Raw genomic sequence first — 21530 nt, 5'->3', positions numbered from 1 at the left:
GCGCGACATTCGCGTGAGTGTGTGCGAGAGAGAAGGTGCCGACCGTGAAGCTTCTTCCGATGAATGTGGGTCCCCTCAATCCCACGGTGCCCGATCTCCTCATCGGCGGCGTGCTGTTCCTGCTCTGCTTCTGGATTCTCGCGGGCGTGCTGCTGCCGCGCATCAAGCGGACGCTGGAGGAGCGCGAGGCCCTGACCACGGGCCGCACGCACGAGGCCGAAGCGATCCTCGCCGAGGCCGCCGAGGTGCGCTCCCGGTACGAGGCCGAGCTCGCCGGGGCGCGCCACGAAGCGGCCCGCATCCGTCAGCAGGCCAAGGAGGAGGGCACGGCGGCGATAGCCGCCGCCCGGGCGGAAGGCACGCGCGAGCGGGACGCGCTGCTCGCCGCCGGCGCCGAGCGGATCGCCGAGGCCCGCGCCGCGGCCGAGGCCGAGCTGCGCCCGCACGTCGACGTGCTGGCCGCCGACCTCGCCGGACGCATCCTCGGCGAGCCGCTGCCCGCCCAGGTCGGCCACTGACCGGGCGCCGGCCGGCCATCGACCGGCCACTGAGGTCGGCCACTGACCGGACGGGCCGACCGGGTGCCCGGGCGCTGACCGGCCTCTGACACCTCGCGCCGAGCACCCCGGCGGGGATCGAGCACCCTGACGGTCGAGCACCCCGGAGGGTCGAGCGCCCCGGCGGGGGTCGAGCACCCCGGCGGGTCGAGCACACCCGTAGGCGCGCGCTCCGCCAAGGCTGGGGAGAGAGCCGTGCCCACGCCGGAGGAGGCCGGGTGGGGGACGGGCCGGGTGCCGCTGTGACCTGCGGGAATGCATACTGGAATCCCTACAGTCACAGCAGTACCACCAACCCCGTCAGCCCCAGGGAGCCCGTCATGAGCCGCCGCGACGCCGCGCCCGCGCCACCGCCGCCCGGGGGTGTCCTGTGGAGCCTGGCCGGGGATGCCCGGATGCTCCTCGCGCTGCCCGCGGCCCTCACCATGCAGGTCGCGCACCCCGCGGTCGGGGCCGGGGTGGACGAGCACTCGGTGTTCCGCACCGATCCATGGGGACGCGGAGAGCGCTCTCTGCGCTCGCTCCAGCTCTGGGTGTACGGCGGCGAGCGGGCGGCGCAGGAGGGGCGCCGGCTCCGGGAACTCCACAAGGCCGTCCAGGGCACCGACGCCACCGGCCGCCGCTACCACGCGCTCACCCCCGCCTACTACGCGTGGGTCCACGCGACCGGATACCCCGTCTACGCCCACGCACAGCAGTACATCGGCCGCCCCTTCACCGACGCCCAGCACCGCAAGCTGTACGCGGAGTGGCTCCAGGTCGGACGGGTCCTCGGGATCAACGACCGGGACATGCCGGGGACCATCGAGGAGTTCTGGGCCTACTACCGCAAGATCCTCGCCGACGAGATCGGCACCAACGCGGTCGTCGAGGAACTCGTCGCCACCGACCGGCCCGTCCCGCCCCCCGATCGGGGCCCGCTGCCGCTGCGCCTGCTCCTGAGAGCGCTCTGGCCGGTGCTCCTGCCGCCCCTCGCCCGGTTCCGCCGCTTCGTCACCATCGGGTTCATGCCGCCGGAGGCACGCGAGGCGATAGGCCTCGACTGGACCGACGAGCAGGAGCGCTCTCTTCGCCGCCTGGGGCGGGTGGTGCGCGTCGTCGTGCCGCTGCTGCCCGAGCGGCTGCGCTATCTGCCGATGGCGCGCCGGGCCCGGGCGGAGTACCGCCGCTCGGCGACCCGGCGCCCGGCCCCGCGCTGAACTCCCGGCCCGGGCACGGTGTTTCGCCGCCAAGAGCCGGGTGACAGGGGTCAGGCCGACGCGCGCCGGACCAGCGTGGTCGGGGTGATCACCGAGGAGGGGGCGGCCGGACCGGATACGCCCTGGTCGAGGCCGCGCAGCAACAGGCGGGCCATGAGGCGGCCCATCTCCTCGATCTCCTGGCGCACGGTCGTCAGCGGGGGGTCGGTCGCCTCGGCGATCGAGACCATGTCGTCGAAGCCCACCAGCGCGACGTCCTCGGGCACCCGGCGGCCGTGCTCGCGCAGCACCCGCAGCGCACCCGACGCCATCAGGTCGTTGGCGGCGAACACGGCGTCCAACTCGGGGCGCCTGTCAAGGAGTTCGGCCATGGCCCGCGCTCCGCTGGCCGTGGTGAACGCGCCCTCCGCCACCAGGGCGGGATCGGCCTCCGGGAGCATGTCGCGGTAGCCGGCGAGCCGGTCGGTGGAAGCCGTCTGGTCCAGCGGGCCCGCGATGTGCGCGATCCGCCGACGGCCGAGCGATTGCAGATGGCGCACGGCCTCGCGCGCACCGCCCCGGTTGTCGGCGTCGACGTAGGGAACGGCGGCGGGGAAGCCCGGCCGGCCGCCGAAGACCGTCAGCATGCCCGCGCCGCGGGTGATCCCGGGCAGCGGGTCGTCGTCGTGCAGCGAGAAGGCGAGTGCCCCGTCGACATGACCACCCGTCAGATAGCGGGAGATCCTTCCGTAGTCGTCCGGGCCCTCGACGAGCAACAGCACCAACTGGACGTCGTGGGCGGACAGTTCCTTGCTGATGCCGCGGATCTGCTGCGAGAAGAAGGGGTCGGAGAAGAACCGGGTCTCCGGCTCGGCGACGACCACGGCGACCGCTCCCGTGCGCCGGGTGACCAGTGAACGGGCCGCGGGGTTGGGCACGTAGCCCAGTTCCTCGACCGCTTGACGCACCTTGTCGACCAGCGGCGGGCGCACCCCGGTACCGCCATTGACGACCCGGGAAGCGGTGGCCCGGGAGACACCGGCGCGTGCCGCGACGGCTTCGAGGGTGGGTCGCGTCCCGAAGTACTGCTCGGTCAAGGCGGGCTCTCCTCATGGGCGGACCGCGGGCGGCCCCTGTGCGGACTGCGTCGCCCGGCAGCGTATCGGCTGTTCGGGTGCCCGTGGAGAGAGCGCTCCCACCGGGCAGGGCGGGTCCCGGCGGGAGTTCACCCGCCGGGACCCGCCCTGCCGTTGTCCACCCTGATGCGTCAGTGCCCGGCGTGGGCCGAGTGCGACTCGACGATCTTCTTCCAGGACTTCGGCTCCACCGGCTTCGCCGGGTTGACGGCCTTGGCCGACGGGGAGGCCGCGACGCCGGCCCGCGCGCCGAACCCGGCCTTGAGAGCGGCGGAGCCGGACGGCTTCGACGGCTGGAAGAGCCAGGTGTCGAAGAGCTCCGCGAGCGGCTTGCCCGAGACCTTCTCGGCATACTTCACGAAGTCGCCGACGGCCGCGTTGCCATAGGCGTGCTCGGCCGGCCAGCCCTTGAGGATCTTGAAGAAGGACGCGTCGCCGACCGTGTTGCGCAGCGCCTGGATGGCGAGGGCGCCCCGGTCGTAGACGGCACCGTCGAACTGGTTGTCCGGGCCCGGGTCGCCCGGCTTGACCTTCCAGAACGGGTCGTCGGCGGGGTGCTGCGCGTACACCCAGTCCGCCAGCTCCTGCGCGGTGCCGTCGCCCTCCTTCTCCGACCAGAGCCACTGGGCGTAGGACGCGAAGCCCTCGTTGTCCCAGATGTCCTTCCAGCCCTTGACCGAGACGCTGTCGCCGTACCACTGGTGCGCCAACTCGTGGACGACCACGGACACGTTGGCGCCGCCCGCGAACTGGGCGGGGCTGTAGAAGGGGCGCGTCTGGGTCTCCAGCGCGAAGTGGCTGGTGACGTTCGGGACGTAGCCGCCGACCGCGTTGAAGGGGTACTTGCCGAACACGCTCTCAAGCCACTCGGCGACGTCCTTGGTGCGCTCGATGCTGGCGCGCGCCGCCCCGTCGTTGTCGCCCAGGTCCTTGCTGTAGGCGTTGAGGACCGGCAGGCCGCTCGCCGTCCTGTCGGTGGTGATGTCGAACTTGCCCACCGCGAGCGTCGTCAGATAGGAGGCCTGCGGCTTGTTGGAACGCCAGTTGTACGTGGTCCAGCCGAGCTTCGAACTCTGGCTCTGCAGAACGCCGTTGCTGATCGCCTGGGTGCCGTCGGGCACCTTCACCGACACGTCGTAGCTGGCCTTGTCGAGCGGGTGGTCGTTGGAGGGGAACCACCACACGGCCGAGTCCGGCTCCTGGGCGGCCACTCCGCCGTCCGGGGTGCGCGCCCACGCCGTCCAGCCGTCGACCTTCAGCTCGGAGGGCTTGCCCGCGTACTTCACGACCACGGTGATGGAGCGGCCCTTGGGCAGCGGCGTCGCCGGAGTGATCTCCAACTCGTGGCTGCCGGACTTCGCGAACGTGGCCTTGGTGCCGTTCACCCGCACCTCGCTGACGGCGAGGCCGAAGTCCAGGTTGAAGCGGGACAGGTCCTGCTGGGTGGTGGCGAGCAGCGTGGCCGTGCCCTCCAGCAGGTCCGTCTTCGGCTGGTACCTGAGCTTGAGGTCGTAGTGCGAGACGTCGTAACCGCCGTTGCCGCTGGCCGGGTAGTAGGGGTCGCCGATGCCCGGGGCGCCCGGAGTGAAGTCCGCGGCCGACGCCGGGATCACCAGCAGCAGGGAGGCGGCGAGCACGCTCGGGGCGATGATTTTGCGGTGCACAAAAGCTCCAAGTCGTCAGTGTCGTCGTGGGGTGCACGATGGTGAACGATCTCTTCGGAGCCTATTCAGCCCTTCCCGCCCCGGTCATGTCCATGGCTCCTCCTGTCACACGATCGCCATTCGGCCGACACGTTGATGTGTGACCCTTCGTCCACTTCACGCCTTCGACTGCCCTCTTTTGCGCGGGAGTTGACCGGAGTACCTTCCGGCCATGCCGATACGCGCGCGGGCCAACCGCCACAGGTCAAGATCTCTCCGAATACTCGTCCTCGCGGCCGTGGCCGCCCTGGCGGCGGTGCTCCTGGCTCCGGGAGGTGCCCAGGCGGCCCGTGCCAAGGAGAGCCTGCCGGTCTATTCGTACGAGAACGCCGTCCGCGAGGCCGTCTGGGTCGACACCGGGCTCGACGGCGACGGGGACGGCAGGAACGACCGGGTCGCCGTCGACATCGTCCGGCCCCGCGAGCCCGCACAGCAGGGCCGCAAGGTTCCGGTCATCATGGACGCGAGCCCGTACTACTCCTGCTGCGGACGCGGCAACGAGGGCCAGCTCAAGACGTACGACGCGGCCGGGAACGTCGTGCAGATGCCCCTGTATTACGACAACTACTTCGTGCCGCGCGGCTACGCGGTGGTCGGTGTGGACCTGGCCGGAACCAACCGCTCGGACGGCTGCGTCGACGTCGGCGGCCCGTCCGACGTGCTCTCCGCCAAGGCGGTCGTGGACTGGCTGAACGGCCGGGCCCGCGGCTATACGACGCGCACCGGGAACCAGCGCGCCGGCGCCGGGTGGAGCAACGGCCGCACCGGCATGATCGGCAAGAGCTGGGACGGCACCATCGCCAACGGCGTCGCCGCCACCGGTGTCGAGGGCCTGAAGACCATCGTGCCGATCAGCTCGATCTCGTCCTGGTACGACTACTACTTCGCCAAGGGCGCGGCCCTCTACGACGGCGGCCCGGCCGACCTGGCCGGATACGTCGACAGCCCGGACGCGCAGGGCCGCTGTGCCGCGGCGCAGCAGAAGCTCGTCGACGGAGCACCGCGCAGCGGCGACTGGACGAAGTTCTGGACCGCCCGGGACTATGTGCTCGACGCCCACAAGGTGAAGGCCAGTGTGTTCGTCGTGCATGGCATGCAGGACCTCAACGTCCGGACGAAGAACTTCGGCCAGTGGTGGGACGCGCTCGCCAAGAACGGCGTCGAGCGCAAGATCTGGCTGTCCCAGACCGGCCACGTCGACCCGTTCGACTACCGGCGCGGCGCCTGGGTGGACACCCTGCACCAGTGGTTCGACCACTACCTCCTCGGCTACGACAACGGCATCGAGCGGCAGCCGATGGCCGACATCGAGCGCCATCCCGACCAGTGGAGCACCGACCGCGTGTGGCCGCCGGCCGGCACCGCCCCGACCGAGGTGCACCCGGTGAGCGGGCCCGTGGCAGGTGTCGGGGGTCTTTCGCTGAAGTCCGCTCCCGCCCGCTCCACCGCCACGTTCACCGACAACCCGGCGCTGGACGAGACGAGTTGGGCCGCAGCGATCGACAAGTACACGCCCGAGAAGGCCGGGTTCGTCACCCGGCCGCTGGCCAAGGACCTGCGCGTGTCGGGCTCTTCCAGGGTGACCGTCACCGCGACGCCCACCACCGCCGGCGCCCATCTCTCGGCGGTCCTCGTGGACCTCGGGCCCGACACGATCCGCAACTACTCGGGGAACGGCGAAGGCATCCTCACCGGCAGCGACCGCACCTGCTGGGGCGCGAGCACGGCCGGTGACAGCTCCTGCTACCTCACCACCTCCGCCGACAGGGCCGACGTGGGAGCCACCGTGTTCAGCCGCGGCTGGGCCGACCTCGGCCACTACGCCTCCGCCACCAAGGGTGTGGCGCTGACCCCGGGCAAGCCGTACACGATCACGCTCGACCTGGCCGCCACCGACCACGTCGTACCGGCCGGACACCGGCTCGCGCTGATCGTGGCGGGCACCGACAACGGGCTCATCGAGCCGGCGGCGAGCACGCCGACCCTGACCGTGGACCTGGCGCGGACGGCGGCCAGGGTGCCGTTCGTCGGCGGCGCCAGGGCGTTCGCGCAGGCGACGGCCGGGACGCCTGCGCGGCTCGGCGGCCGCCCGGCGTCACCCGAGGGCGTTGCGGTGCCGCGCATGACGCAGCGGATGCCCGGGGACACCCGCCGCTGACTCGGCCGCGCCCGGCCCGCTCAGCGGGCCGGGCGGGGAGCGGCGGAGGACGTGGACCGTGCCACGGCCTCCGCCAGCTCCCGCAGCACCGGGGCGGGGTCTTCGCGCAAGTAGAAGTGCCCGCCCGGAAATTGACGTACCGTCACATCAGCCGTGGTGTGTTGCTGCCATGCGTCGAGCTCCGCACGCGCATGGTCCGCGCTGCCGCCGAACACGGTGATCGGCACGGGCAGCGGTTCCGCCTCGCGCCAGGCGTACGTCTCCAGGACGCGGTAGTCGTCCCGGAGCGCGCCGACGACCAGCTCCCGCAGCTCCTTCGAGTCGAGGACCTCCTGCGGGATGCCGCCGTGGAGCCGCGCGACCCGGTCGATGAGCTCGTCGTCGGGCAGGTGGTGCAGGGGGTCGGCGACCCGTTCGTGGCGGTGGTGCGGGGCCGGGTAGCCCGACAGGACCAGCCGGTACGGCAGCGGCCGGCCAGCGTCACGCAGGGCACGGGTGATCTCGTACGCGATGAGCGAGCCGAGGCTGTGCCCGAAGAAGGCGAACGGCCCCGGACCGGGCGACACCTCGTCGAGGAACGCGGCCACCAGGGCGTCCATCGAGGCGAACATCGGCTCGTTGTAGCGCGAGCCGCGGCCCGGCAGCTGGACGGCGTGCAACTCGGCGCCCGGCATGTCCCGCGCCCAGCGCAGGTACTCCGTGGCCGAACCGCCCCCGTGCGCGAAGCAGTACAGCCGGGGTGCGCCGGGGCGCGGCTCCCCGGCGAAGAGCCAGCGGGGCGACGCGGCAGTGCTCATGGTGCGGAAACCTCCAGGGCGGGGCAGGGCCGGTTACTTGGGGAGTCTCGCATCGCGTCCGGCGGATCGCGTGCGGTTCCGGCCGACGCGAGCGTGATGCGCGGCACTGTCGGGCGGCACGGGCGGCCGGAATCGGGCAGGCCCGGACGACGGCTTAGGATCGGACACCTCATGACTGCAACTCTCGTCGCCAAGGACCTCGCCGCCGGCCACGGCGACCGCACCCTGTTCGCCGGGCTCGACCTGGTGGTCGCCCCCGGCGACGTCATCGGCCTCGTCGGACCCAACGGCGCGGGCAAGTCCTCCCTGCTGCGTCTGCTCGCCGGGCTGGACACCCCCGAAGAGGGCGAGCTGCGGCTCTCCCCGCCCGGCGCGAGCGTCGGCCATCTCCCGCAGGAGCCCGACCGGCGCCCGGGGGAGACGATCCGCGCCTTCCTCGCGCGCCGCACCGGTGTCGCCGCCGCCCAGGAGACGATGGACGCCGCCACCCAGGCCCTGGTCGACGGGGCTCCCGGCGCGGACGACGCCTACGCCGACAGCCTGGAGCGCTGGCTCGCGCTGGGCGGCGCCGACCTCGACGAGCGCGCCGAGGAGGTCGCGGCCTCCCTCGGTCTGACCACCGGCCTCGACCAGCCGATGACCGCGCTCTCCGGCGGCCAGGCCGCCCGCGCGGGCCTCGCCTCGCTGCTCCTGTCCCGCTACGACGTCTTCCTCCTGGACGAGCCGACCAACGACCTCGACCTGGACGGTCTGGAGCGGCTCGAAGCGTTCGTGAAGGGGCTGCGGGCCGGCACCGTCGTCGTCAGCCACGACCGCGAGTTCCTCGCCCGTACCGTCACCAAGGTGCTCGAACTCGACCTGGCCCAGCAGCAGATCAACCTGTACGGCGGTGGCTACGAGGCGTATCTCGAAGAGCGCGCCACCGCCCGCCGGCACGCCCGCGAGGACTTCGAGGAGTACGCCGACAAGCGCTCCGCTCTGGAGGGCCGTGCCCAGATGCAGCGCTCCTGGATGGACAAGGGCGTCAAGAACGCCCGCCGCAAGGCCACCGACAGCGACAAGCTCGGAAAGAAGTTCCGCAGCGAAGCCAGCGAGAAGCAGGCCTCCAAGGCCCGCCAGACCCAGCGCATGATCGAACGCCTCGACGTGGTGGACGAGCCCCGCAAGGAGTGGGAGCTGCGCATGGAGATCGCCGCCGCGCCCCGCTCGGGCGCGGTCGTCGCGACGCTGAACGGCGCCGAGGTGCACCGCGAGGGCTTCACCTTCGGACCCGTGTCGCTGCAGATCGACTGGGCCGACCGCGTCGCCATCACCGGTGCCAACGGTGCGGGCAAGTCCACCCTGCTCGCCGCACTCCTGGGGCGGCTGCCGCTGGACGCGGGGCAGGGCGCGCTCGGCTCCGGTGTCGTCGTCGGCGAGGTCGACCAGGCGCGCGGCCTGTTCCTGGGGGAGGAGTCGCTGCTCGACGCGTTCTGCGCGGCCGTCCCCGACACGGAGCCCGCCGAGGTGCGGACCCTGCTCGCCAAGTTCGGGCTCAAGGCGCACCACGTGCTGCGTCCGGCCGGTTCGCTCTCGCCCGGTGAGCGCACCCGGGCCGCCCTCGCGCTGCTCCAGGGCCGGGGTGTGAACCTCCTCGTTCTCGACGAGCCGACCAACCACCTGGACCTGCCCGCCATCGAGCAGCTGGAGTCCGCGCTCGACTCGTACACCGGCACCCTGCTCCTGGTCACCCACGACCGGCGGATGCTCGACGCCGTCCACACGTCCCGGCGGCTGGAAGTCGCGGACGGAAAGGTCACCGAGCACTGACTCCGCCCGGGGCGCCCCGCCGACCGTGCTCGGCTCACCGGACCGACTCCGCCCGGGTCACCGCACCGCGGACGCGCGCGTCCGCGACCGCGATGTGCGGTGGCCCGAGCGTACGGTGGTCGGGTGCACCGCGACCGACTGCAGGCCGTCCTGGAAGCACTGCCCAGGGCGGCCATCGTTCAAGGCGGCGACGACGTCGTGATCGCCGTCAACCGGCGTTTCACCGAGATGTTCGCCCTCGCGGGCCGCGTCGCGACCACCCCGGGCGCCCCGCTCGGACCGGTCGTCGACGCGGTGTGCGACACCTTCGCCGAGCGGCCCACCTGGGTCGTCGACACCACCCACGCGATCGCGGCCCGGCACATCCACCGGGCCGCCGAGATCGAGCTCGCCGACGGCCGGGTGATCCGGCGCGACGTGGAGCCGCTGTACGACGCCGAGGGCGTGCCCTTCGGATCGCTGTGGACGGCCGAGGACATCACCGAGGACAAGCGCCGCGAGCACGCGCTGGAGCGGGACAACGCCGCCCTCGCCGAGCTCGCCGGACAGCGCAACGCGTTCCTCGCCCTCGCCTCGCACAGCCTGCGCACCCCGCTGACCTCGATCCTCAGCTTCTGCGAGCTCCTCGCCGACCCGGCGTCCGGCCCGCTCGACCACGACCAGCGCACCCTCCTCGCCGCGATCAGGCGGAACGCCACCCGGATGGAGGGCGTCATGACCACGCTCATGGACACGGCCCGGCTGCGCTCCCCGCAGCTGAGGATGGAGTTCGGCCGGGTGGACGTCGCACGCATGGTCCAGCACGCCGTGCTCGACCGGATGTCCACCACCGCGGGGGCCGGGGTGTTCGTGGTGCTGCGCTGTTCCGAGGGCCCGCTGCTGCACGGCGACGAGCACCGCCTGGCGCACGTACTCGCCAACCTCCTTGAGAATGCTGCCAAGTTCACCCCGCCCGGCGGGCGCATCGACATCGAGGCGGCCCCGCACGGCGACCAGTGGCACATCGACGTGGCCGACACCGGGATCGGCGTGCCCGAGCAGTACCGCGAGGAGATCTTCTCCGGGTTCGTACGCGCCCCCAACGCCGAGACCGGGGGTTTCCCCGGCACCGGGCTCGGGCTCACCATCAGCCGCGAGATCGTGCGCCGGCACGGCGGCGAACTCACCGTCTCGGACGCCGAGGGCGGGGGAGCGGTGTTCGGCATCCGGCTGCCCGTGGCGGGGCCGCCCGCCGTGGGGGCCGGGCGGTGACGCGCATCCTGGTCGTCGAGGACGACACCGACGTGGCGCTGGCGTTGCGCATCCTGTTCACCCGGGCCGGATACGAGGTCGTGCCCGCCGCCGACGGCCGCGAGGCGCTGCGCAGGCTCTTCGCGGACGGCCCCGACCTCATGGTGCTGGACGTGGGCCTGCCGGAACTCGACGGCTGGCAGGTCCTGGAGCGCACCCGCGACATGACCGACCTGCCCGTGCTGCTGCTCACCGCCCGCGGCGACGAGGGCGACCGGGTGCGCGGGCTGCGGGCCGGGGCCGACGACTATCTGCCCAAGCCGTTCGGCAACGAGGAACTGCTCGCCCGCGTCGAGGCCCTCTTGCGCCGCGCCTCGCCCGCCCGCTGGGCCGGGGCGGCCCACGACGAGGCGCTGCGCCTGGTGCCGGAGCGGCGCTCCGCGGTCTGGCGCGGGGAGGAGGTGCGGCTCAGCGACATCGAGTACCGGCTGCTCCAGGTGCTGGTCCGCAACCGCGGCCGGGTCGTCACCACCGACCAGCTGCTCGACCAGGTCTGGGACGACCCCCAGGGCATCGGCCGCGAGCGGGTCAAATTCGCGGTGCTGCGGGTGCGGCGCAAGCTCCAGCAGGCGGCGGGGACCCTGGAGTCCGATCCGCTGGAGGCGGTGCGGGGGCTCGGCTATCGGTACCGGGGCGACCAGGGCGCCTGAGACCGCTCTCGAAGAGGGCGCGGGCGCGACGCAGGCGGCCGAGGGCGAAGGTCCCGGCCGCGGCAGGGCCGAAAGGCCCGGGTTATCCGGTTGGCGGCTTCGCAACCGTCGGGCAACCGAAAGCCATCCGGGCGCGCAACGGACACCGGCCACTCTCGTGGACGTCCCCGCCGGTCCGTTCCTGGAGTTTCCGTGCCCGCCCTGCCGCCCCGCAGCATCGCCGTCGTCCTCGGCACCCGCCCCGAGCTGGTCAAGCTGACCGAGGTGATCCGCCTCCTGGGGCCCGCCGCGCACGTCGTGCACACCGGGCAGCACTACGACGAGGAGCTCTCCGGCCGCTTCCTCGCCGACCTCGCCATACCTGAGCCGACCTACCTCACGGGCATCGGCGGGCGCCCCCGGGCGGTCCAGATCTCGGCGGCCCTGGGCCAGCTGGACGCGTTGTTCACGGCCGAGCCGCCGCGCGCGGTCGTCGTCCAGGGCGACACCAACGCGGCGCTCTCCGGTGCGCTCGCCGCCAACGCACGCGGCATCCCGCTCGTCCATGTCGAGGCGGGGCTGCGCAGCCACGACCGGAACATGCCCGAGGAGCACAACCGGGTGCTCATCGACCGGCTCGCGGACGTACTGTGCGCGGCGACGCCGGCCAACCGGGACAACCTCCTGGCCGAGGGCATTCCGGCGGGGCGGATCGAGGTCACCGGGAACACGGTCGTGGAGGCGGTACGCGGACAACTGCCTTCCCATGCGCAGCAGTTCGCGGAGCTGGCACGAATCGGAGTGGCCAGTGACGGATACGTCCTGGCGACCGTCCACCGGCCGGAGAACACGGACGATCCGACGGTGCTGCGGGCCGTACTCACCGAACTCGGTTCACTGGCGGGCGAGTTGCCGGTGGTGCTGCCGCTGCACCCGCGCACCCGCGGCCGCATCTCGGCGGCGGGGCTCGACGCTCTTCTCGAACCCCTTCTCGTCACCGAGCCGTTGGGCTACCGCACGTTCCTCGCCGTTGCCCGGCATGCGGCGCTGCTGGTGTCCGATTCGGGGGGTGTGCAGGAGGAGGTCACGGTCCTGGGCCGGCCGCTCGTGGTCGTACGCAACTCCACGGAGCGTCCGGAGGCGATGCCCGACTTCGCCGAACTCGTCCGCCCCGGAGCGGAGTTGCGGCAGGCCGCGCGTCGCCGCCTGGCCGAGAGCCCGGCCGGCCGCGCCCGCCTCGCCGCCCTCCCCAGCCCGTTCGGCGACGGACTCGCTTCGCGGCGGGTCGTGGCGCTGCTGACCGAGCTCGGGGCGCGGCGCGGGGGCGGGGTGTGCGTCGGGGCCCAGTAGCGCGGCCACCCTGCGCGTGGTGGCCCGGCCGCTCCGCTGCCGCCGGCCGTACGCGGCCGGTCGCGCAGTCCCCCGCGCCCGGGTGCCCCCGAACTCCCCGCCCCGAAAGCGTCTTCCGCCCGGCTCACGATCACCAAGGACTCCCGTGCCCAACAGCCTGCTGCTCTTCCTCTTCCCCTTCTTCCTCCTCGGGTGCTTCCTGCTCTACTGGGCCGGGGCCCGGCACGCCTATCTGCGTCGGCAGGAGACCGAAGCCGGGGACGCCGGAGCGTTCGCGTGGCACTTCTTCGTGCCCTGCCGGGACGAGGAGGCGGTGGTCGGCGACACCGTGCGGCAGCTGCGCGCGGACTTTCCCGCGGCACACGTCTGGGTCGTCGACGACGACAGCGACGACGGGACCGGGCTCATCGTGGCCGCGCTCGCCGACGACGACCGGCGGATTCACCTCGTCCGCCGGGTGCGGCCCGACGCGCGCACCGGGAAGGGCGACGCACTGAACGCCGCCTACGAGCAGCTCGGGGACTTCCTGCCGGCCGGGGCGGACCGGGAGCGGGTCGTCGTCTGTGTCGTCGACGCGGACGGGCGGCTCGACCCCTGCGCGCTCGAACTCGTCTCGGGCCCCGCGGCGTTCGCCGACCCGGAGGTCGGAGGGGTGCAGGTGGGCGTGCGGATGCGCAATGTCGACGACAAGCGCCCGCTGCCCGGCCGGGGCCGCGTCGCCAACGCGCCGGCCCGGCTCCTCGTGCGCGTCCAGGACATGGAGTTCGCCGTGTCCAACGCGGGCATGCAGCTGTTGCGCGCCCGGACCGGCTCGGTCGGGCTGGGGGGCAACGGCCAGTTCACCCGGCTCTCGGCGCTCGACCGGATCGCCGCCGCCGAGCGGCGCCCCTGGCAGCGCGGGGCGCTCCTGGAGGACTACGAGCTCGGCCTGCAGATGATCCTCGCCGGATACCGCGTCACGCACGTCGCCGACACCTGGGTCTCCCAGGAGGGCCTGCCACACGCCCGCCGGCTGCTCACCCAGCGCACCCGCTGGGCGCAGGGCAACCTCCAGTGCGTGCGTTACGCCGCCCGCATCCTCTCCTCGCGCCAGTACAGCGGAGCCGGTGTCCTGGAGACGCTGTACACGTTCTTCCAGCCGGTCGCGCACCTGCTCACCCTCGTGCTGTGCGCCTGGATGCTGGTGCTCGGCGGCCTCGGCTCGCTCGCGACCTGGCCGCTCACCCTGGTGCTCGCGGCGCTCTCCATCGGCCCGTTCGTGCTGTGGGGACCGGTGTACCGGCGCGACCACGCGCCGGAGGCCTCGCGCATCACCGGTGTGCTGTGGGGCTTCGCGCTGTGGCTGTACGCGTACCACCTGTTCGTGGTCTCGGCGCGCGGCTTCGTCCGCAGCCTGCGCGGCCGCACCGGCTGGGCCAAGACCCGCCGAAACGCCGAGCCGGTCACGGCGGGCCCGACCGCCCTGGAGGGCTGACCCGCCGTCAATCGGAGCCAGGTGTACGACAGTTGACGTAAGCCCGGCCCCGTATCGCTGTCCGGCTCAGCGGCCGCCGCGGCCCTTCGGGTCGACCAGGCCCGCCTTGCGCAGGGCGTCGGCCATCGCGCTGTTGGCGGGAGCCGGGGCCGAGGTGCGGCCCTGACCGCCGCTCTGACGGCTGCCGCCGCGGGCCTCGCCGGCGCCGCCCCGGCGCTGCTGGCCCTGGCCCTGGCGCTGCTGCGGCGGCCGGTTGCCCTGCCCCTGGCCTTGGCCCTGGCCGCGCTCCCGCCTCGGCGCGCCGCCGCCCGGCGCGGACGCGTCGTCGTCGAGCCGCAGCGTCAGCGAGATCCGCTTGCGCGGCACATCGACGTCGAGGACCTTCACCTTCACGATGTCGCCCGGCTTCACCACGTCCCGGGGGTCCTTCACGAACGTCTTCGACAGCGCGGAGACATGCGCGAGCCCGTCCTGGTGCACGCCGATGTCGATGAACGCGCCGAACGCCGCCACATTGGTGACCACGCCTTCGAGGACCATTCCGGAGGCCAGGTCGCCGATCTTCTCGACGCCGTCCTTGAAGGTGGCCGTCTTGAATGCCGGGCGCGGGTCGCGGCCCGGCTTCTCCAGCTCGCGCAGGATGTCGGTGACCGTGGGCAGACCGAACGTCTCGTCCACGAAGTCGTCCGGCCGCAGCGAGCGCAGCACCCCCGTGTTGCCGATGAGGGACGCGACCTCGCTGCCCGCCGTCTTCACCATCCGCCGGACCACCGGGTACGCCTCGGGGTGCACGCTGGACGCGTCGAGCGGGTCCTCGCCGTCGCGGATGCGCAGGAAGCCCGCGCACTGCTCGTAGGCCTTCGGGCCGAGCCGCGCCACGTCCTTCAGGGCCCGGCGCGAGCGGAAGGGGCCGTTCGTGTCGCGGTGCGCCACGATGTTCTCGGCCAGGCCCGAGCCGATGCCGGAGACGCGGGAAAGCAGCGGCGCCGATGCGGTGTTGACGTCCACGCCCACGCCGTTCACGCAGTCCTCGACCACCGCGTCGAGCGAGCGCGACAGCTTCACCTCGGACAGGTCGTGCTGGTACTGGCCGACCCCGATGGACTTCGGGTCGATCTTCACCAGTTCGGCGAGCGGGTCCTGCAGACGGCGGGCGATGGAGACCGCGCCGCGCAGCGACACGTCCATGTCCGGGAACTCCTGGGAGGCGAACGCCGAGGCCGAGTAGACCGAGGCGCCGGCCTCCGACACCATCACCTTCGCGAGGTTCAACTCCGGGTGCTGGGCGATGAGTTCACCGGCGAGCTTGTCGGTCTCGCGCGACGCGGTGCCGTTGCCGATGGCGATCAGCTCGACCGTGTGCTCCCGGCAGAGACCGGCCAGCTTCGCCAGCGCCTGGTCCCACTTGTTCGCCGGGACGTGCGGGTGGATCACATCGGTGGCCACGGCCTTGCCGGTCGCGTCGACGACGGCCACCTTGACGCCCGTGCGGAAACCGGGGTCGAGGCCGAGCGTGGCGCGGGTGCCGGCGGGGGCGGCGAGCAGCAGGTCGCGCAGGTTGGAGGCGAAGACGCGCACCGCCTCGTCCTCGGCGGCCGTGCGCAGGCGCAGCCGCAGGTCGATGCCGAGGTGCACCAGGATGCGCGTGCGCCAGGCCCAACGCACCGTGTCGGCAAGCCACTTGTCGCCGGGGCGCCCCCGGTCGGCCACGCCGAAGCGGCGCGCCACCATGTTCTCGTACGTCGAGGGGCCGGGCTCGGCCGACGGCTCCTCGGGCTCCAGGACGAGGTCGAGGACCTCCTCCTTCTCGCCGCGCAGCATCGCGAGCACCCGGTGCGAGGGGAGCGCGGTGAAGGGCTCGGTGAAGTCGAAGTAGTCGGCGAACTTGGCGCCCGCCTCCTCCTTGCCCTCGCGGACCTTCGCCGCGAGGCGGCCCTTCGTCCACATGCGCTCGCGCAGCTCGCCGGTCAGGTCGGCGTCCTCGGAGAAGCGCTCGGCGAGGATGGAGCGGGCCCCCTCCAGTGCGGCCGCCGCATCGGCGACGCCCTTGTCCGCGTCCACGAACGCGGCCGCCGCGGCGAGCGGGTCCACCGACGGGTCGGTGAGCAGGCCGTCGGCGAGCGGTTCGAGGCCGGCCTCGCGGGCGATCTGCGCCTTGGTGCGCCGCTTCGGCTTGAACGGGAGGTAGATGTCCTCCAGGCGGGCCTTGGTGTCGGCGCCCCGGATCTGCGCCTCCAGGGCCTCGGTGAGCTTGCCCTGCTCCCGTACGGACTCGACGATCGCGGTGCGCCGGTCCTCCAGTTCGCGCAGATAGCGCAGCCGCTCCTCAAGGGTGCGCAGCTGGGCGTCGTCCAGCATCTCGGTCGCTTCCTTGCGGTAGCGCGCGATGAACGGGACGGTGGACCCGCCGTCGAGCAGCTCGACGGCGGCCTTCACCTGCCGCTCCCGTACGCCGAGTTCCTCGGCGATCCTGCCTTCGATGGACGTCGTCACGTTGCCGTACCGCCTTCTCGCTGAGCCTGGGGCGCCATTGTGGCAGGCGGCACCGGCAATCGACGATCAGCCCTTGCCGACGGGACCGGCTCTCGACGGCTGAATCGGCTCGTGCCGAAGCGGTCAGCCCTTGCCGACGAGATCGGCCGGGAAGCCGCCTGCCAGGGCCGCCGCCACGGTGAAGCCCTTGGCGAGTTCGGTGAGCCGCGCCACGTCCCGCTCGCCGAGGAGTTCGTAGGGGGCGAGGTCGAGGCGGTCGGTGCGGTCCTCCAGCTCGGCGCGCAGCTCCACGCCCGCCGCGGTCAACCCGCCCGCCGCGTCCAGGAGTCCGCGCTCGCGCAGCCGTCCCGCGGCCGCGTCCAGGTCCTGGCGCTCCCAGCCTCGGGTGGCGATGACCCAGCGGGGGGACATGCCCTTGCCGGTCGCGGTGTGGCTGACGAGTGCCTCCAGCGGGTCGAGTCCCAGGTCGAGCAGCGCGGTGAGGTGACCGTCGCCCCGGTGCTCGCGCAGCAACGTCGCCGCGTGCCAGTAGGCGAGGTGCGGCTGCTCGGGCACGGGCAGGTCGGCGTGCGCCGCGTACAGGGGGCGGGCGTGGCGGGTGCAGCCCTCGGTGGCGCGCAGCGCGAGCCGGGCGGCCTCGGCCATCTCGGCCGAGGCGACGGCCTCCTCGCCGAGGAGCCGGCGCAGCGTGGTGTCGACGGCCCGCAGCCGTGCGGCGAGGACGGTTTCGGGGGAGGCGGTGTCCCACACGGCGGGCAGGTGCCGGGCGATGAGGTCGTGCCTGAAGTTGTAGAAGGTGGCGGCCACCACACCCGGGCCCACGGCGCCCATCGCCGCCGCGCGTCCGGCGAAGTAGGCGGCGCCGCGGTCCTCGATGCCGAGTCGGGCCAGCTCCTCGGTGAAGTCGGGCGAGAAGTAGACGGTGGCGTGCAGCGAGTTGACGGGGCTGTGGCAGTGGCGTCCGGCGCGCGGGGGGAGAGGGCTCATGCCCCGCACGTTACCGACTGGTCGGTACGGAGTGAAGAGGTGGGGCGGGACCCGGTGGCCGGGGCGCCCGACGGCGCGCATGGCAGGAAAGGTGGGGTTCTTGTCATTGCGGCCATCGCGTCCCGGCCCAAGGATGGTCGTATGACGCAGCGCTCCGTCCTGGTCGTCCTCTTCGACGAGGTCCAAAGTCTCGATGTGACCGGACCGGCCGAGGTGTTCGCCGCGGCATGCCGCATCCTCGGGGACCCGGCCGCCTACCAGCTGCGCTTCGCCTCGCTCGACGGGGCGCCGGTCACCTCGCACAGCGGGCTGCGGCTCATGGCCGACTGCGCGCTCGCAGACACCGCTCCGGCCGACATCCTGCTCGTCCCCGGCGGCGACGGGGCGAGTACGCCCGACCCGCGCCTCGTCAACTGGCTGCGGGCGCACGGCCCGCGCGCCCGGCGGCTCGTCTCGGTGTGCACCGGCTCGCTGCTGCTCGCCGAGGCCGGACTGCTCGACGGGCGCCGGGCCACCACGCACTGGGCGCTGTGCGAACGCCTCGCGCACCGCTATCCGGCCGTGCAGGTCGAGCCGGATCCGATCTTCGTGCGGGATGGCAACGTTGCCACCTCGGCCGGCGTGACCGCCGGCATCGACCTCTCGCTCGCCCTGGTGGAGGAGGACCACGGCCGGGACGTGGCCCTGACCATCGCCCGCACCATGGTGGTGTTCCTGCGCAGGCCCGGGAACCAGGCGCAGTTCAGCGCCCAGCTCGCCGCGCAGACGGCCCGCCGCGAGCCGCTGCGCGAGCTCCAGCAGTGGATCGCCGAGCACCCCGACGGCGACCTCTCGGTGGAGGCCCTCGCCCAGCGGGCCAGCCTCTCGCCCCGCCACTTCGCCCGCGCCTTCCACGCCGAGACCGGCACCACCCCCGGCCGCTATGTCGAGCGCGTCCGCCTCGAATACGCCCGCCGTCTCCTGGAGGAGACCCCGGACGGCATCCAGGAGGTCTCCCGTGCGGCCGGGTACGGCACCCCCGAGGCGATGCGGCGCGCCTTCGTCAAGACGCTGGGCACGGCCCCCGCCGAGTACCGCCGCCGCTTCCGCCCCGCCCCCGCCCAGCCTTGAGAGGTCCCCCATGCAGATCGCGATCCTGCTGTACGACCGGTTCACCGCGCTGGACGCGGTCGGACCGTACGAGATCCTGGCCCGCACGCCCGGCGCCGAGACGGTGTTCGTGGCGGAGCGGGCCGGGACCGTGCGCAACGACAACCGGGGCAGCCTCGGCCTCGTCGCCGACCGGACGCTCGGGGAGGTGCGGCGGCCGGACATCGTGGTGGTGCCGGGCGGGCCCGGGGGGACCGGGCAGATGGACAACCCGGCGCTCCTCGACTGGCTGCGCGAGGCCGACACCGCGACGACGTGGACGACGTCGGTCTGTACGGGCTCACTACTGCTCGCCGCGGCCGGGCTCCTCGACGGCCGGCGCGCCACCTCGCACTGGCTCGCCCTGGACGCGCTGCGCGGCTTGGGCGCACGGCCCACCGGCGAGCGGGTCGTCATCGACGGCAAGTACGTGACGGCCGCCGGTGTCTCTTCCGGCATCGACATGGGTCTCACCCTGCTCGGGAGGATCGCCGGCGACGAGCGGGCCCAGGCCGTACAGCTCCTGACCGAGTACGACCCGCAGCCGCCCTACGACGCGGGCTCGCCGCAGAAGGCCCCGGCCCATCTGGTCGAGGAGCTCCGTGCCGCCGGTCGCTTCCCCCGGACCGAGCGCCCCTGACCGTCCACCGATACCCCAGCGCAGAAGGAAGCCCGCTCCATGCAGATCGCGATCCTGCTGTACGACCGGTTCACCGCCCTGGACGCGGTCGGACCGTACGAGACGCTGAGCCGGCTCCCGGGCGCCGAGACGGTGTTCGTCGCCGAGCGGCCCGGCCCCGTCCGCAACGACAGCGGGAGCCTGGGCCTGGTCGCCGAGAAGTCCCTGACGGAGGTCGTCCGGCCGGACATCGTCGTCGTGCCGGGCGGGCCGCCCGAGGCCGTCGGGCCGCACCTGAAGGGCGGGCCGGTCCTCGACTGGCTGCGCACCGTGGACGTCATGACCACGTGGACGACGTCGGTGTGCACGGGCTCGCTGCTCCTTGGCGCGGCCGGGCTGCTCAACGGGCGCCGGGCCACCTCGCACTGGCTCGCCCTGGACGAGCTGCGCGGCTTCGGCGCGACCCCGACGGCGGAGCGGGTGGTCATGGATCACAAGTACGTCACCGCGGCCGGGGTGTCCTCCGGCATCGACATGGGCCTCGCCCTGCTCGGCGAGATCGCCGGGGACCGGCACGCCGAGTCCGTGCAGCTCCTCATGGAGTACGACCCGCAGCCGCCCTACGACGCGGGCTCGCCGCACAAGGCGCCCGCCGACCTGGTCGAACACCTCAGGGCCAGGGGCGTTCCTCAGGGCTGAGGGTGCCAGGTGAAGCGCGGGGACCGGCGCTCCAGGAAGGCGGCGATGCCCTCCGCGGTGTCGCCGCAGCCGCGCTCCTGAGCGGCCCAGTGCGCGTCCCGGCCGGTCCTGCCGTCCGCGAACTCCTTCGCCGCCGCCTGGGTGAGCAGCGAGCGCGACACCAGGACGCGGGTGAACTCCGCCACCCGCTTGTCCAGGTCGCCCGCCGGGAGGACCTCGTCCACCAGGCCGGTGCGCAGCGCCCGGGCGCTGTCGATCAACTCCCCCGAGAACAAAAGGTACTTGGTGGTCGCGGGCCCCACGAGCGCGGTGAGTCGTCGGGTCGCCGACGCCGGATAGACGATGCCGAGCTTCGCCGGGGTGACCCCGAACAGCGCGCCCTCTTCGGCGAACCGCAGATCGCAGGCGGCCGCGAGCTGGCTGCCGCCGCCCACGCAGTGCCCGCGCACCGCGGCCAGCGTCGGCTTGGGAAACGCCGCCAGAGCGTCCTCGGCCCGTACCGCGAGGGCCCTCGGGTCGTCGCCGGGCTCGCGCAGCGTGGAGATGTCCGCCCCCGCGCAGAACGTGTCGCCGGCGCCGGTCAGCACCAGGGCCCCCACGTCCGGATCGCCGGCCAGGGTTTCGAGCAGCGCCGGGAGCGCCCGCCACATCGCGGAGGTCATCGCGTTGCGCTTGGCGGGGTTGCTGATCACGACGGTGGCGACGCCGTCGGAGAGGCTCTGCTCCAGCTGTGGCTGCATGCGCCGGATGCTATCCGGGCGGCTGAAACCTATGATCACAAGGGGGTCGCACGCGGATCGACTAGGAGACGCTGATGGCCGGATCCAAGCAGAACGTCGGACGCGAGGGCAGGAAACTCAGCCGCAGCTTCGGACTGCTGGCCGTGCTGGGGGCGATCCTGGTGGCGGCCGGCCTGGTGGGCCTCGGCTACACCGAGTTCGCCACCCTCACCACGATGCTGCTCTTCGGCTGGCTGCTGTTGATCGGCGGCGTGATCGGCCTGGCGCACGCGATCCAGTCGCGCGGCTCCGGCTTCTTCTGGCTCGCCGTGGTGGTCGCCGCCCTGAACCTCGCCGCGGGCGTGGTGATCATCCGGCGGCCCGAGGGCAGTGCCGAGGCGCTCACGATGTTCGCCGCCCTGCTGTTCCTGACCGGCGGCGTCTTCCGCCTGGTGGGCAGCGTGGTGGTGCGCGGCCCGCAGTTCGGCTGGACGCTGGTGCAGGGCGCGTTCGGCGTGCTCCTGGGCATCCTGGTGCTCGCGAACTGGCCGAGCAACAGCCGGTACGTCATCGGCTGTTTCTTCTCGCTGGCCCTGCTGTTCGACGGGCTCGGGCTGATCGCGATCGGAGTGGGCGGACGCAGAATCGTCACTCTCGTGAGTGACGCGGTGGCCCCGGGAGAGGGTGGAAGAGGCACCCCTCCGATGTCTCCGACACCCCCGCAAGCCGTGGCAAAGCGGTCGGACGAGGGTCAGAACCCGCCGGAGGGATGACCTTCTCCGTCATCGGGGATCAAAAAGCGCC

General features: G+C 72.8%; 18 protein-coding genes. 12 read left to right on the top strand and 6 right to left on the bottom strand.

Annotated elements, in window-relative coordinates:
* Nucleotides 1-59 precede the first annotated feature (59 nt).
* Together IE267_RS17345 and IE267_RS17340 are read left to right on the top strand one after the other, a co-directional pair.
* Nucleotides 60-518 (top strand): F0F1 ATP synthase subunit B family protein, encoded by a 459-nt coding sequence (locus IE267_RS17345; RefSeq protein ID WP_189763840.1) that lies wholly within the window; start codon nt 60-62, stop codon nt 516-518.
* 359 nt (nt 519-877) lie between these two features.
* Entirely contained in the window at nt 878-1756 is an 879-nt protein-coding gene (locus IE267_RS17340) for an oxygenase MpaB family protein (RefSeq protein ID WP_189763839.1), read from the top strand.
* Between the two features lie 50 nt (nt 1757-1806).
* On the opposite strand, the gene IE267_RS17335 is transcribed toward IE267_RS17340, so the two are convergent.
* Together IE267_RS17335 and IE267_RS17330 are read right to left on the bottom strand one after the other, a co-directional pair.
* A complete protein-coding gene (locus IE267_RS17335; RefSeq protein ID WP_189763838.1) occupies nt 1807-2832 on the bottom strand; it encodes a LacI family DNA-binding transcriptional regulator in 1026 nt (341 codons plus the stop codon).
* A gap of 170 nt (nt 2833-3002) precedes the next feature.
* Entirely contained in the window at nt 3003-4535 is a 1533-nt protein-coding gene (locus IE267_RS17330; RefSeq protein WP_167152276.1) for a M1 family metallopeptidase, read from the bottom strand.
* 211 nt (nt 4536-4746) lie between these two features.
* On the opposite strand from IE267_RS17330, the gene IE267_RS17325 reads away from it, so the two are divergent.
* Complete coding sequence (locus tag IE267_RS17325) at nt 4747-6732, top strand: Xaa-Pro dipeptidyl-peptidase (RefSeq protein ID WP_189763837.1); 1986 nt, start codon at nt 4747-4749, stop codon at nt 6730-6732.
* 20 nt (nt 6733-6752) lie between these two features.
* Here the strand turns inward: IE267_RS17325 and IE267_RS17320 are convergent, their stop codons facing one another.
* Nucleotides 6753-7529, bottom strand: coding sequence for a thioesterase II family protein (locus IE267_RS17320; protein WP_189763836.1), 777 nt, complete (start codon nt 7527-7529; stop codon nt 6753-6755).
* A 171-nt stretch (nt 7530-7700) separates the two neighbouring features.
* Here IE267_RS17320 and IE267_RS17315 point away from each other — a divergent pair, with 171 nt between their 5' ends.
* The 5 genes from IE267_RS17315 to IE267_RS17295 all read left to right on the top strand — a co-directional run bounded on the left by IE267_RS17315 (nt 7701) and on the right by IE267_RS17295 (nt 14081).
* Entirely contained in the window at nt 7701-9338 is a 1638-nt protein-coding gene (locus IE267_RS17315) for an ABC-F family ATP-binding cassette domain-containing protein (protein WP_189763835.1), read from the top strand.
* Nucleotides 9339-9461: 123 nt separating this feature from the next.
* Nucleotides 9462-10589, top strand: a complete 1128-nt coding sequence (locus IE267_RS17310; protein WP_229861281.1) for a PAS domain-containing sensor histidine kinase — start codon at nt 9462-9464, stop codon at nt 10587-10589.
* Complete coding sequence (locus tag IE267_RS17305) at nt 10586-11278, top strand: response regulator transcription factor (RefSeq protein ID WP_167152266.1); 693 nt, start codon at nt 10586-10588, stop codon at nt 11276-11278. Before IE267_RS17310 ends, IE267_RS17305 begins: the two co-directional genes overlap by 4 nt.
* Before the next feature lie 192 nt (nt 11279-11470).
* A complete protein-coding gene (gene wecB / locus IE267_RS17300; RefSeq protein ID WP_229861280.1) occupies nt 11471-12607 on the top strand; it encodes a non-hydrolyzing UDP-N-acetylglucosamine 2-epimerase in 1137 nt (378 codons plus the stop codon).
* Nucleotides 12608-12752: 145 nt separating this feature from the next.
* Nucleotides 12753-14081, top strand: a complete 1329-nt coding sequence (locus tag IE267_RS17295) for an XrtP-associated glycosyltransferase (protein ID WP_189763833.1) — start codon at nt 12753-12755, stop codon at nt 14079-14081.
* Between the two features lie 66 nt (nt 14082-14147).
* On the opposite strand, the gene IE267_RS17290 is transcribed toward IE267_RS17295, so the two are convergent.
* Complete coding sequence (locus IE267_RS17290) at nt 14148-16574, bottom strand: Tex family protein (protein WP_189763832.1); 2427 nt, start codon at nt 16572-16574, stop codon at nt 14148-14150.
* Nucleotides 16575-16697: 123 nt separating this feature from the next.
* Nucleotides 16698-17561 (bottom strand): SCO6745 family protein, encoded by an 864-nt coding sequence (locus IE267_RS17285; protein WP_189763831.1) that lies wholly within the window; start codon nt 17559-17561, stop codon nt 16698-16700.
* Between the two features lie 141 nt (nt 17562-17702).
* On the opposite strand from IE267_RS17285, the gene IE267_RS17280 reads away from it, so the two are divergent.
* Genes IE267_RS17280 through IE267_RS17270 form a run of 3 tightly spaced genes read left to right on the top strand, consistent with a single transcriptional unit; the run spans nt 17703 to nt 20007 of the window.
* Nucleotides 17703-18671: a GlxA family transcriptional regulator gene (locus tag IE267_RS17280; RefSeq protein ID WP_189763830.1), complete on the top strand. Its 969-nt coding sequence runs from the start codon at nt 17703-17705 to the stop codon at nt 18669-18671.
* Nucleotides 18672-18681: 10 nt separating this feature from the next.
* Nucleotides 18682-19329 carry a DJ-1/PfpI family protein gene (locus IE267_RS17275; RefSeq protein ID WP_189763829.1) on the top strand — a complete coding sequence of 216 codons (648 nt, stop codon included), beginning with the start codon at nt 18682-18684 and terminating at the stop codon, nt 19327-19329.
* A 39-nt stretch (nt 19330-19368) separates the two neighbouring features.
* Nucleotides 19369-20007 carry a DJ-1/PfpI family protein gene (locus IE267_RS17270; RefSeq protein ID WP_189763828.1) on the top strand — a complete coding sequence of 213 codons (639 nt, stop codon included), beginning with the start codon at nt 19369-19371 and terminating at the stop codon, nt 20005-20007.
* Here IE267_RS17270 and IE267_RS17265 read toward each other — a convergent pair.
* Nucleotides 19998-20747: an enoyl-CoA hydratase/isomerase family protein gene (locus tag IE267_RS17265; RefSeq protein WP_189763827.1), complete on the bottom strand. Its 750-nt coding sequence runs from the start codon at nt 20745-20747 to the stop codon at nt 19998-20000. The genes IE267_RS17270 and IE267_RS17265 overlap by 10 nt on opposite strands.
* 74 nt (nt 20748-20821) lie before the next feature.
* Between IE267_RS17265 and IE267_RS17260 the strand changes: the two genes are divergently transcribed.
* Nucleotides 20822-21499, top strand: coding sequence for an HdeD family acid-resistance protein (locus IE267_RS17260; protein WP_189763826.1), 678 nt, complete (start codon nt 20822-20824; stop codon nt 21497-21499).
* Nucleotides 21500-21530: the final 31 nt, after the last annotated feature.

It is taken from the genome of Streptomyces xanthochromogenes (assembly GCF_014650455.1).
Taxonomy (GTDB): Bacteria; Actinomycetota; Actinomycetes; order Streptomycetales; family Streptomycetaceae; genus Streptomyces; species Streptomyces xanthochromogenes.
Note: the sequence above shows the minus strand (reverse complement) of the source record. Positions and strands in the feature narration are given on the sequence as shown.

Excerpts from the sequence above, each read along its gene's own strand:
- IE267_RS17345 (WP_189763840.1), top strand. The coding sequence starts at position 60 with ATGAATGTGGGTCCCCTCAATCCCACGGTGCCCGATCTCCTCATCGGC.
- IE267_RS17340 (WP_189763839.1), top strand. The coding sequence starts at position 878 with ATGAGCCGCCGCGACGCCGCGCCCGCGCCACCGCCGCCCGGGGGTGTC.
- IE267_RS17325 (WP_189763837.1), top strand. The coding sequence starts at position 4,747 with ATGCCGATACGCGCGCGGGCCAACCGCCACAGGTCAAGATCTCTCCGA.
- IE267_RS17320 (WP_189763836.1), bottom strand. The coding sequence starts at position 7,529 with ATGAGCACTGCCGCGTCGCCCCGCTGGCTCTTCGCCGGGGAGCCGCGC.
- IE267_RS17315 (WP_189763835.1), top strand. The coding sequence starts at position 7,701 with ATGACTGCAACTCTCGTCGCCAAGGACCTCGCCGCCGGCCACGGCGAC.
- IE267_RS17285 (WP_189763831.1), bottom strand. The coding sequence starts at position 17,561 with ATGAGCCCTCTCCCCCCGCGCGCCGGACGCCACTGCCACAGCCCCGTC.
- IE267_RS17280 (WP_189763830.1), top strand. The coding sequence starts at position 17,703 with ATGACGCAGCGCTCCGTCCTGGTCGTCCTCTTCGACGAGGTCCAAAGT.
- IE267_RS17275 (WP_189763829.1), top strand. The coding sequence starts at position 18,682 with ATGCAGATCGCGATCCTGCTGTACGACCGGTTCACCGCGCTGGACGCG.
- IE267_RS17270 (WP_189763828.1), top strand. The coding sequence starts at position 19,369 with ATGCAGATCGCGATCCTGCTGTACGACCGGTTCACCGCCCTGGACGCG.
- IE267_RS17265 (WP_189763827.1), bottom strand. The coding sequence starts at position 20,747 with ATGCAGCCACAGCTGGAGCAGAGCCTCTCCGACGGCGTCGCCACCGTC.
- IE267_RS17260 (WP_189763826.1), top strand. The coding sequence starts at position 20,822 with ATGGCCGGATCCAAGCAGAACGTCGGACGCGAGGGCAGGAAACTCAGC.